The following is a 10,740-nucleotide window of genomic DNA, read 5'->3' as shown; positions in this document are numbered from 1 at the left end:
GAGCGCGGTGTTCTGGTTCAGCTCCTGCCAGCTCATCCGCGTGACGTCGTCCTCGGAGGCGTACGGGTTGCCCGTCACGGAATTCGCGACGATCTTCATCGCGCCCTCGACGTACTGATCCGTCTCGTAGTACGTCCCCGCCGAAAGATGCACGCCCTCCGCGAAGTCGTTCCCCTCCGCGACCAGAGCCCGCACGCCCCACTCCCAGCGCTCACAGAACGACGTGAACGCCGACGTCAGTTCGCCGTGCCCCAACTTCCGTCCCGAGAGCTGCAGTTCCGAGAATCCGCGCCCCACCCCGGCGAGACTGTCGATGCCGAGTTCTCTGAGCTCTTCCAAGGTCAGCGTGATGCCCTTGGCGACCTCACCGAGCCCGACAGCCTGCAGGTCCTTGCGGCCGTCCCCGCCCCCGCTTCCTCCCCCGCTCACCGCGAATCCCTCCGGCTCGTCTCCGCATCCACGGCGACTGCGTCCGGCACGATCCCCACAACCGGCGGGAACAGCACGCCGTCGCCCTCGCTCCCCACGTCCAGAGCCACCCCGCAGGGGACGCCCGTCGCCGGGACGGCCGCATCGAGCAGCCTTGCTCCCAGGACCCGGCGATAGGGCCACTCCCGGGAGCCCTCACCCCTTGCGATGGCGAATCGAGCCAGCGCCGACTCGTCCGAGAAGGCGTAGATCCAACGGATCCCGTCGTAGTCCCCGGTCAGCGGGGACCCGTCTTCGGTGACCGGCAGGAGTACGGGGGTACGGCGAAACTCGCCGAGCAGCACGGCGAACTGGCGGCGCCTGCTGGCTGATTCGCCCTGGGATCCCGGGTCGGCAGCACCACCGGTGGGCTGCGCCAAGGGCTTGTCGGGAGTCGGAGACAGCCTCGATTGGTCTGCCTGCGGGGGATCCATCGCCGCGCGACCCTCGGCTCTTGCATACGGCGTCGCCATCTCGGCGTAGTCGGACAGACGGGACCTGGGTACATGCCCGGCTGTCGCGTCGCTTCCCCCTGGATCCGCCACGTCGGGATCATCACACCCGCATCTTGCGGGTCGCAACGCGGACACACTAACGAGTGATCAGGATGGCCGGTAGCCGACCACGGCTGTGGCGGGATGCTGGACTCGGCTGCCGGGCGGGGCAGTTGAGGGGGTCGGTAAGGTGCTTCACCGGCCCGATTGATCACCGACGGAGGCTTTGTGAACACACCGCCGCACCCGCCCCCTTATCAGCAGCAGCCTCCCGCCCCGCACCCGGCGTACGCGCCCCCGATGCCGACGCAGCCCTACCCGTACGCCGGACCGGCACCCATGGGAGCCATGCCCGGGCCCGGCCTCGTGTGTGAGGTGTGCGGAGCCGCACCGGCCGCGGCGGTGACCGTTCGTGGGCATCAGGGCATGGTCGTGATCATGCGGTTCCTGCGCCGGGAGGGGGTCTTCTGTCGGACCTGCGGGACGGCCGTCTTCCGTCAAATGCAGGCGGACACCATGCTGCAGGGCTGGTGGGGGCCGCTGTCGGCGATCATCACGCCGTTCGTCCTGTTGCTGAACCTCGGCGCGCGGTCCACCCTGCGCGGCCTCCCGGAGCCCGCCACAGGGAGTTGGCGGCCGCCGCTCGACCCGGGCAAGCCGGTGATGCGGCGACCGGCCGGCCTCGTCGCCGCCGTGCCGCTGGCCGCGCTCGGCCTGGTCGTGATGGCCATTCCGGTGCTTATGGTCATCGGGATGGTCTTCGGGGACGATCCGCCGCAGACGCTCACGGTCGGTTCGTGTGCTCGCAACGACGGTTCCTGGAGTGCCCAGGACTTGAAGCCGGAGGCTTGCGGTTCGTCCGACGCGGAGTTCCGGGTGACGGATCCCGGGGTGGAGGAGTGCGCGGCCGGGGACTATCTCGCCGACCTGGAGTACAGCGCGGATGGTGCGACGTCGCTGTGCCTGCATCCCCTTGGGCGGTGAAGCGGACCTGGGGCTGACCCAGCGCATCAAACGGCGAATCGCCAAGGATTACGCTGGTGAAGATCGAGAAGCTGTCGAGGAAATTATCGTCGAGCTCGCAAAAGAGCTGAAGGGAGGCGGTGGTGATGAAAGGATCACAGCGGCCACCCTCATTCGCAGCCAGGGGGAAGGTGGACAGGATTCAGATTGCAGTGCAGATCGCCCGTGATGACTCGCGAGGCATCCTGATGAGTTCTGGACTGGAGCATGAAAACTGGCCCGAACGTCTGGATGCAGAGTTCGGCACAGATTCCTGAGGATTTACCCATGTCTTTCGGCCCCCCTCCCGCCAGCTTCGGGTCCCCGATATCGCCTGCCTGGACCGCTCCGACCGAGATCGAGCAGGCGCTGTTCGAAGCCAAGTCGCGTGAGGACTGGGCAGCGTACTTCGATGTGCTCGCACGGAACCGGGTGTACTTCGAGATACGGCGGGACAAAGCGGATGCCACGCCCAGCGGCACCTACGCCGTTTTCGGCCATGACGCGCGAGTGACTGGAGGCCGGATCTGGCCGGTGTACACCGATGGGATGCTTCCCGCTCCGGAGCCGCACCGGGTGTTCGACTGGAACAGACTCAGCTGGTTCGCCAAGGTATGGGTTCCTTCCGATCCGCCGATGATCGTGGTCAATCCCGGCAGTCCGTGCGAGGCATTCCTTCCGTCCGCACCACCGTACTCAGCGACTTGGGCTGCGCATTCCGACCGGGTGGGCGACTTCTCGTACGGGCCGAAGCTGCGCACCCTCCGTGTCGGCGGACCGTTGCAAGGCCCGGTCGCCCATGGGCTGGCCTGCGGCGCTCTTCTCTTCGTGCGTGACGGCTACCCCTGGAACGCCATGGCTTACCACGGCCGAGGCTATCCCGGAGAGCGTAAGACGCTTCAGGAATGGTGGGGCGTCACCAACCCTGTGGAATGGAACAACCAGCAGCGTGGCCTTCTGGCACTCGATGGCGCCAATCCGGTCTGGGAGTTCGCACTCAGCCTGCGTCGCACCATCGCCCGCGAATTCGGCGGCTTTGTGGATACGGCCTATTGGCGGGATGCGGTCGCCAAGGTTCTGCGCCACCGTGATGCCGGCGAAACCGTGATCACTCCGGACGGTGTCACCACGTCCGACCCTCGGCCTGCGGCGGAGACAGAAACGCGCGTCAAAGGCGTGCAGCACCTCATCGGCAGGATCACCCGCTACGAGGCCCGCTTCCGGGCCGACGGAATCCTCGACGAGAACCGGTACGTCACCTCCGTCGACGCCTGGGATCTGGGGCGGGCCTCGGGCATGGCCCGGTGGGGCCTCGGCGCCCGCTACTGCGGCTTGAAGGAGGCCGAATCGGCGGTCGCCGAGGCCGGCCGGGCTGCGGCACGCTCCCATCGTTCCTGGCAGGACTTCTCCGCCGGTTACATCCTCGGGCGGTGTCTGCACTTCGACGACGAGGAGTTCGGGGACTGGTACACCGACGCGCTCGACGCCCACCGGATCCTGATGTCCGACCCCGCCAGCCCGTGGCTCAACATCCCCTTCCGCTAGGCCGTCCGTACGCCGCCGCGCTCGCCCTCGGCAGCGTGGCCCACATCCGCGTCCCGCCGCCGGGTTCTCGGGCCTCGCCGAAGCCCCAAGTCCCGTCGCAGGCACGGCAGACGCAGGCCAGGACGCGGAGCGCTGCGCGACGGCGGGTGTCGCAGGCGGTGGCGAGGTGGGGTTGGGTGTGGCGGGGGTGGCTGTCGTAGGCGATCAGGCGGAGGGTGGAGGAGCGGTAGCGGAGGGAGAGGTAGAAGGTCGGGGACTCCGTGAACTGGGCTGCGGTTGCCGTGAGTTCACCGACTGCTTGTAGAGCCGGATCCAGCATGTCCTGCAGGTCGTGCGCTTTGAGGATCTCCCTCGTCGCGGCTCTCGCCAGGGCGGGGCTCGCCAGCGCCGAAGGCAACGTAAAGCTGTAGGACAGGGTTTCGGGGACGGGGGCGGTGGGGTCGGCCGCGAAGGTGGGGGCCACGGGGCAGCGGGACATGGGCATGGGGGCTCCTTGGAATGTGTCGAGTGGTGACGGCGATCGGTGGCTTGTCTCCCTGACGCGGGCCCACCCCTCCCAGGGGAGGAGGTTGCGGGCAGGCTCGCGCGATGCGCTTCCGGTTGCCGGGTGTAGCTGACGCGCTACTCAATGTACCGAAGGTGGGGGCTATTTTGTTCCCTGGCAGTGAAATATGGATCCTTCCGCGCTTCCCTCGTGCGGTCAGGCGGCACACTGCTTACGACCGCACGGGGAAGGATCTGCATGGCAGCGAGGACGTCACCGACGGAGCGTCAGAAGCGACTTGGCGCCGAGCTGCGCAGAATGCGCATGTCGGCGGGCATGACTGCGGAGTACGCGGCCGGACTGCTCGGAGTGGACCGGGCCAAGATCTCCAACATCGAGACGGGAATCCGCGGCATCAGCGCGGAGCGCGTGCGCACCCTCGCCTGCAACTGCGACTGCCAGGACGAGCGGTACGTAGACGCACTGGTGGAGATGGCACGCACGGGCCAGCGAGGCTGGTGGGACAAGTACCGCGGAGCTCTTCCCCAAGGGTTGCTGGACATCGCCGAGTTGGAGGCGAATGCCGTCCGGATGCGAGCCGCGTACTCCGTGCACATCCCGGGGCTGTTGCAGACCTCCGACCATGCGCTGGCCATCTTCCGGGTGGTCATTCCGGAGCTGCCGCACCACGAGGTCGCCCTGCGTCTTGCCCACCGCGTGGAACGGCAGCAGGTGCTGGACGGCGACAACCCGCCCGACTTCGTCGCCATCGTGCACGAGGCCGCGCTCCGGATGCGGTTCGGTGGACAGGAGGTCGCCAGGGCCCAACTCGAGGATCTGCTGAAGAAGTCCGAGCAGGACAACGTGACGCTCCTGGTCATCCCTTTCGAGGCGGGTGCATTTCCCGGGGCCGGGCAGACCGTGCTGTACGCGGAAGGACCAGTGCCGCAGCTCGACACCGTTCAGATCGACAACTCTCACGGGCCCGATTTCCTGTACGCGGAGGCCCAGTTGGCGAAGTACCGTGCCCACCTGGACTGGATGGAGGGCATCGCCCTGTCGTCGGCGGCATCGCGCGACTTCATCCGGGGTATCGCCAACGACCTGTGAGGAGAAGCCCGATGATCGAGATCACTTGGGAGGAGCCGTTCTGCGGGGAGGGTAACTCCTGCTTCCGCCTCGGCACCGACCCCGAAGGCAACGCCTACATCGCCATATCCGGCGCCGAAGACGCCTACCTCACCGACTCCCGCGAAGCCCTCCGCACGATGATCCTCGACATCAAGGCAGGGAAGGCCGACCACCTCCTCTGACCCCGCCCCCTCCCCCACCCCCCGACGGCGACCTACCCCATCGGCCGGTAATACCCCAGCACCGCCGGCAGTTGCCCGAACCACTCCCTCAGCAGCTCCCTCGGCTTCGCGTCCACGACGCACTCGTACACCGTGCCGTCGAGGTGGACGATCGCCATCATGAGGGACTTGCCCGAGGGGCTCGCCTTGTAGTGGACGCTGCGGATTTCGGGCCAGGGGAACTCGGCCTCGTGGCCGTTGATCTCGAAGATGACGCCCGACGTGTCGACCACGATCGAGCTGTGGCGGTCCACCGCGAGGAATTCCGGTCCCGTGGCGGCAGGCTGGGGTGGCGCGAACGCGTACTGCGGCGGCGGTGGGCCGAAGCCCGGTGGCACGGGTGGGGGCGGCGGCTGGGTGCCATCCGGCGGCTGCGGGCCGTACGCCGCATGGTTCATGGTCCGTCTGCTCCTCGCGCCTCACCGATGGGTCGAACGCAACCTACCCGCCCGTCCCCCGACAGACCCTCGCACCCGCGTCGCAAAGCCGCCGTGAAACATTTCCGGGGGCCCACCGCGTCAATGAGTTGAGGGCGGAGAGCAGAGTCGGGGCACGGCGCAGGGGGAGCACATGAGGAAGGTCCTGGCGGATCAGTACGCGGAGTTCGCCGCGGCGCGCGCTGCTCATCTGTACCGGTCCGCGTGTCTGCTCACCGCGGGGGACACGCATCTCGCCGAGGACCTGGTGCAGGAGACCCTGGGCCGGCTGTACATCAGCTGGCACCGGGTGGCCCGCGTCGGCAACCCCGCCGGGTACGCGCAGACCGTCCTCACCCGGACCTTCCTCACCCACCAGCGCCGCCGCAGCAGTACCGAGCGGGCCACCGACGTGCTGCCCGACCGGGCCGACGGGCACCACGGCGACGTCTCGCTGCGGCTGACGCTGTTGGAGGCGCTGGCGCGGCTGCCCGCCAAGGACCGGGCTGTGGTCGTCCTGCGGTACTGGGAGGACCGGTCCATCGAGGAGACCGCCGACGCGATGAACGTCAGCTCGGCCGCCGTACGCACCCGCTGCATCCGGGCTCTGGGGAGACTGCGCGAGCTCCTGGGCGAGGACCTCACCGAGTACGTCAGTCCCTGACAGCCCGTTCCCGTTCCACTACGTCCGACACCTTCCATCACGCCGAAACGGTGGTTTGCCATGCCCGTTGAACAGCACAGCGACCCCTTCGAGGACCGGCTCGGCGCCGCGCTGCGCCAGGCCGGACACACCTTCCACCCCGACGGTGCCGCGCTCGCCGCAGCCGGGCACGCGCGCGGGCGCCGACTGCGGCTGCGCCGCCGGGCCGCGGTCGTGGGCGGGGCGGCGGGTCTCGCGCTCGTGGGGGTGGGCGGGGTGATGATCCTGCCGGGTGACGGCTCCCAGGAGCAGGAACAGCGCTCCGCGGCCGCGGGGCCGACCGCCAAGGCGAGTCCGACGCCCGCGCCCCGGCCCCTGTCCCGGTTCGAGATGATCCGTACGCTCCAGGAGCTGCTCCCCGAGGGCAAGGTCAGCGATACGGATGCGCGGGGCACGAACGAGGAGCTGCCGCCGTACGCGCGTGTCGTGTTCGACGACGGCAAGGGTGCCGCGAGCTTGTCCATGAGCCTCGACCGGATCGCGCCGGGGAGCGATCGGGCCCGGGAGATCGCCGAGTGCCCGGACAAGGTGCTGACGCCGTACGACAGTTGCAGCACCAGCAGGCTGGCGGACGGGTCGCTGCTCAAGATCTTCCAGGGGTACGAGTATCCCGACCGGCGCGTCGACACCAAGCTGTGGACCGCCGATCTCGTCACGCCGGACGGGCAGTACGTCACCGTGAGCGAGTGGAACGCGGCGGCGGAGAAGGACGCGCCGATCAGCAGGCCGAACCCGCCGCTGTCCAAGGCGCAGTTGAAGGAGCTGGTGTCGGCCGGGGTGTGGCGGCAGGCCGTCGACGCGATGCCCGAGGACACCGGGCAGCCCGACCCCTCGGTGACGGACACCGCCGCGCCCGGAGCCGACGGCGACGCCATCAGGCGGACCCTCACCGATCTGCTTCCCAAGGGCGTCGAGGCGGTCGCCAAGGGTGGTCAGGAGACCGAGTACGCCTACCTCGTCGTCGATGACGGCAAGGGCAGGAGCTTCGTCCAGATCAACGTCCAGCCCGACATGCGGGACGTCGCGGGCGACCTCTACGGCTCCGGCTCCGAGACACTGCCGAACGGCACGCGCGTGACCATCCGGCAGGGGCCCGGCGAGAAGGCAGGCTCGGGGGTCGTCATGTGGACCGCCGACACGATGAGGGCGGACGGCATGCGGGTCGTGATCAGCGCCCTCAACGCCGGTGACCAGAGCAGCGACGCGACCCGCGCGACGCCCGCCCTCACCATTGAGCAGCTTCGGGAGATCGCCCTCAGTCCGAAGTGGGACGAACTCGCGTAACTCCTAGAAGAACTCCGACCACGGCTGGTCCCAGATCTGCTTCACGCACAGGATCAGGAACAGCAGGCCCGCGATCGCCAGCATCGCGTTGCTCACGGGGCCGTTGCGCCACTCCCGCGGGGTACGGGCGGAGTTCAGCAGCCATATAAGCGTGCCGGCCAGGAAGGGGAGGAAGGCGGCGCCGAGCACGCCGTAGAGGATGATCAGCCGGAACGGCTGGCCCTGGAAGAGCAGCACGATCGGCGGGAAGGTCAGCCAGAGCAGGTACAGGCGGAAGGGCCATGACCGCTCCCGCTCGCCGGACGCGACCTTCTCTCCGGAAGCCGGCGCCGAGGCGGATGCGGATGCCGATCCCGAGGCGGATGCGGATGCCGATGCCGCCCTGTCCGCGCGGTAGCGGGCCACGAAGTCCGCGAACATCAGGCTCACGCCGTGCCAGACGCCGATCAGCGAGGTGAAGGAGGTGGCGAAGAAGCCGATCAGGAAGAACTTGGCGGTCGCCGTGCCGTACTTGTCCTCCAGGATGTCGCTGAGCTGGATCAGGCCCTTGTCGCCGCTGGCGATGGCGACATCGGCCGAGTGCAGGAGCTCCGCTCCCACGAAGAGCATCGAGACGACGAAGATGCCGGTGGTGGCGTAGGCGACGCGGTTGTCCAGGCGCATCACCTTCATCCAGCCCGTGTTGGTCCAGCCCTTGGCGTTGACCCAGTAGCCGTACGCGGCCAGCGTGATGGTGCCGCCGACGCCGCCGATCAGGCCGAGGGTGTTGAGGATGGAGTCCTTCTCGTCGGGGAGGACGGGGAGGAGGCCCGCGAAGGCCTCGCCCAGGTTCGGGGTGACGCGGATCGCCAGGTAGACCGTCACCACGAACATGACGCCCACCAGGACCGTCATGACCTTCTCGAAGACCTCGTACTTGTTGAACCAGACGAAGACCAGGCCGACCAGACCGCACGCGACGCCCCACCACTTGAGGTCCATCACGTCAGGGAACAGCGCCTGGAGTGGCAGCGCGCTGGACGACATCGCGGCCGCGCCGTAGACGAAGCCCCAGATCACGACGTAGACGACGAAGAACCACGTCGTCCAGCGGCCCAGGCTCGCCCAGCCGTCGAAGAGGGTGCGGCCGGTGGACAGGTGCCAGCGGCCCGCCGCCTCGGCGAGGGAGATCTTGACGAGGCAGCCGATGACGGCGGCCCACAGGAGGGTGTAGCCGAAGTTGCTGCCCGCGATGAGGGTGGCGACGAGGTCGCCGGCGCCGACGCCGGTGGCGGCGACGACGATTCCGGGGCCGATGTACTTCCAACTGGACTTCCGGGGTGCCGGGGTGGCTGCCGTCCCTGTCGCTGTGTTGTCCGTGGTGTCCGCCATGCCGATCAAGAAAGCGTAAAGCGGACGAGGGCACAAGAGGGCGTGCGGTGAAGGAAAACGGCGGTTGCGGACGGGCCCCGGAGGCTGGGCGTGCCGCCGGGGCCCGGGCTGTGGCTCCGGCGGTGGGCAGCCCGGCACGGTCGTCCCGGGCGTCCGGAACTCTCGGGTGCTACGGCTGTCGCCGACCGCAGCCGTCGGACCCGCACGTGCCGAGCTCGAACCAGACGGTCTTGCCCGGCCCGTCCTGGTGACAGCCCCAGCGCAGCGCGAGCGCATCCACCAGGAACATCCCTCGGCCGCTCTCCGAGGCGCCCGCGGCGAGCACCTGGGGAGTACGGCGGCCAAAGTCCGCGACCTCGCAGCGCAGCACCCCGTGGGCGGCGGTCAGGGTGAGCCGGAAGCGGCTCGCCGAGTGCAGCAGGGCGTTGGTCGCCAGCTCGCTGACCAGGAGCTCCGTCGTGTCCAGCACTTCCTCCAGGTCCGCCAGACCCCATCCCTCCAGCTGCCTGCGGACCTCGGCGCGGGCCTCGCGGACCGCGGAGGGGCGGGGGTCGTACTCGACGCTCAGATGTCCTGCTCCCAGGGGAGGTTGGGGGTAGGCGCCGTATCTGGGGCCGGGGTCCGGGAGGGCTTCCCCGGAGAGTTGCAGCATGTTCTCAGGGTGGCCTCCCCGGCCGGTCGGGACACGGGGAGGACTACCCGATTCCGTACCTGTACGGCTGTTGTGGCTACGCGTACTGGAGGCGGACCGTCGACCCGGCGCCGTCGTCGCGGACGTCGACGTACGCGCACACCTGGCGGGCGAACCACAGTCCCTGGGCGGGTTCGAGGTCGTCGGTGGGCGGCGGGACGAAGCCGGCGAGGGGGTCGTCGACGCGGCGGGCGGTGCGCAGTTCGCAGACGCAGGACGGGGCCTCGCCCCACAGGAGGGTGGAGGTGACCGGGCCGACGGAGGCCGCCGTCGCGGTGACCGACTCGGCGAACAGCTCCGCGTCCGCGACGGCCAGTCCACGCGCCCGCGCCCGCCGCCGTACCCCTTCGGCGTCCGGCCGTGCGAGCGGTTGCGCGTCGGCCGGGGGTGGTGGCAGTGGTACGGCGTCCAGCTCGGCGGCGATGCGTGCCGGGTCCTCGTACACGCCGGTGTCCGGGTGGGTGCGGCGGGCCGCGTCGATGACGGCGGGGCCCGCGGTGCGGGCGTCGTAGACGCACATGGCGGTGGTCGCGAACGGGGCGAAGAGGAGGTTGGCGAGGGCCTCGTAACGGATCCACTCGGCGGTCTCGCGCGGGGAGCGGCCGGCGCGGCCGTTCCACACGGGTTCCATGAGGAGGTGGACGCGGCCGGCGGGGCCGGCGTGGGCGGCGAGGTAACCGGCGCCTTGCGCGATCGCGTTGGCGGCCGAGCCCGTGTACCAGTCGGTGTGCGGGATGAGGCCTACGTTCTTGGCGTCGGGGCCGAGGGCGTTGTGGAGGAGGTCCAGTTTGTCGGGGGCGGTGATGGCTACGGGTGGGGGCTCGTCCGGGGCGGTGAGACCTTCCGTGAGGAAGGGGAGGGCGGTGGCGAGGAATTCGTCGTCGGCGCCGAAGACTGTCATGCGGTGGTCGAAGGTGCCTGGGGTGGGGG

General features: G+C 69.2%; 13 protein-coding genes and 1 pseudogene. 7 read left to right on the top strand and 7 right to left on the bottom strand.

From position 1 onward, the window contains the following. Together ADK57_RS08630 and ADK57_RS08625 are read right to left on the bottom strand one after the other, a co-directional pair. Nucleotides 1-429, bottom strand: a pseudogene (locus ADK57_RS08630) (hypothetical protein); the annotation flags it as partial. After that, complete coding sequence (locus ADK57_RS08625; protein WP_324612183.1) at nucleotides 426-848, bottom strand: hypothetical protein; 423 nt, start codon at nucleotides 846-848, stop codon at nucleotides 426-428. The gene ADK57_RS08625 and the pseudogene ADK57_RS08630, both read right to left, overlap by 4 nt. A 414-nt stretch (nucleotides 849-1,262) precedes the next feature. On the opposite strand from ADK57_RS08625, the gene ADK57_RS08620 reads away from it, so the two are divergent. From ADK57_RS08620 to ADK57_RS08615, 3 genes are all read left to right on the top strand, one after another. Beyond that, nucleotides 1,263-1,946, top strand: a complete 684-nt coding sequence (locus tag ADK57_RS08620) for an LppU/SCO3897 family protein (protein ID WP_267890762.1) — start codon at nucleotides 1,263-1,265, stop codon at nucleotides 1,944-1,946. Beyond that, nucleotides 1,936-2,154 carry a hypothetical protein gene (locus tag ADK57_RS49835; protein ID WP_159050029.1) on the top strand — a complete coding sequence of 73 codons (219 nt, stop codon included), beginning with the start codon at nucleotides 1,936-1,938 and terminating at the stop codon, nucleotides 2,152-2,154. The genes ADK57_RS08620 and ADK57_RS49835 overlap by 11 nt, the downstream gene beginning before the upstream one ends. A gap of 98 nt (nucleotides 2,155-2,252) precedes the next feature. Further along, nucleotides 2,253-3,509, top strand: a complete 1,257-nt coding sequence (locus tag ADK57_RS08615; RefSeq protein ID WP_053748774.1) for a DUF1266 domain-containing protein — start codon at nucleotides 2,253-2,255, stop codon at nucleotides 3,507-3,509. Here the strand turns inward: ADK57_RS08615 and ADK57_RS08610 are convergent. Then, complete coding sequence (locus tag ADK57_RS08610) at nucleotides 3,490-3,993, bottom strand: hypothetical protein (protein ID WP_053748773.1); 504 nt, start codon at nucleotides 3,991-3,993, stop codon at nucleotides 3,490-3,492. The genes ADK57_RS08615 and ADK57_RS08610 overlap by 20 nt on opposite strands. 258 nt (nucleotides 3,994-4,251) lie before the next feature. Between ADK57_RS08610 and ADK57_RS08605 the strand changes: the two genes are divergently transcribed. Next, entirely contained in the window at nucleotides 4,252-5,103 is an 852-nt protein-coding gene (locus ADK57_RS08605; protein WP_053748772.1) for a helix-turn-helix domain-containing protein, read from the top strand. Nucleotides 5,104-5,114: 11 nt separating this feature from the next. Further along, nucleotides 5,115-5,306, top strand: coding sequence for a hypothetical protein (locus ADK57_RS08600; RefSeq protein ID WP_053748771.1), 192 nt, complete (start codon nucleotides 5,115-5,117; stop codon nucleotides 5,304-5,306). A 32-nt stretch (nucleotides 5,307-5,338) separates the two neighbouring features. On the opposite strand, the gene ADK57_RS08595 is transcribed toward ADK57_RS08600, so the two are convergent. Beyond that, a complete protein-coding gene (locus ADK57_RS08595) occupies nucleotides 5,339-5,743 on the bottom strand; it encodes a hypothetical protein (RefSeq protein WP_053748770.1) in 405 nt (134 codons plus the stop codon). Between the two features lie 172 nt (nucleotides 5,744-5,915). On the opposite strand from ADK57_RS08595, the gene ADK57_RS08590 reads away from it, so the two are divergent. Further along, nucleotides 5,916-6,425, top strand: a complete 510-nt coding sequence (locus tag ADK57_RS08590; RefSeq protein ID WP_053748769.1) for a SigE family RNA polymerase sigma factor — start codon at nucleotides 5,916-5,918, stop codon at nucleotides 6,423-6,425. 60 nt (nucleotides 6,426-6,485) lie between these two features. Continuing rightward, nucleotides 6,486-7,748 carry a hypothetical protein gene (locus tag ADK57_RS08585; protein ID WP_053748768.1) on the top strand — a complete coding sequence of 421 codons (1,263 nt, stop codon included), beginning with the start codon at nucleotides 6,486-6,488 and terminating at the stop codon, nucleotides 7,746-7,748. A 3-nt stretch (nucleotides 7,749-7,751) separates the two neighbouring features. On the opposite strand, the gene ADK57_RS08580 is transcribed toward ADK57_RS08585, so the two are convergent. From ADK57_RS08580 to ADK57_RS08570, 3 genes are all read right to left on the bottom strand, one after another. Beyond that, the gene (locus ADK57_RS08580) at nucleotides 7,752-9,119 is read right to left on the bottom strand and encodes an Nramp family divalent metal transporter (RefSeq protein WP_053748767.1); all 1,368 of its coding nucleotides are present in this window, start codon (nucleotides 9,117-9,119) and stop codon (nucleotides 7,752-7,754) included. A gap of 169 nt (nucleotides 9,120-9,288) precedes the next feature. After that, nucleotides 9,289-9,771 (bottom strand): ATP-binding protein, encoded by a 483-nt coding sequence (locus tag ADK57_RS08575; RefSeq protein ID WP_107091508.1) that lies wholly within the window; start codon nucleotides 9,769-9,771, stop codon nucleotides 9,289-9,291. Between the two features lie 76 nt (nucleotides 9,772-9,847). After that, on the bottom strand, nucleotides 9,848-10,740 hold an 893-nt coding region (locus ADK57_RS08570), incomplete at its 5' end, for an MEDS domain-containing protein (RefSeq protein WP_063785937.1).

The organism is Streptomyces sp. MMG1533 (assembly GCF_001279775.1).
GTDB lineage: Bacteria > Actinomycetota > Actinomycetes > Streptomycetales > Streptomycetaceae > Streptomyces.
This window is presented reverse-complemented; position numbering and strand designations above follow the sequence as displayed.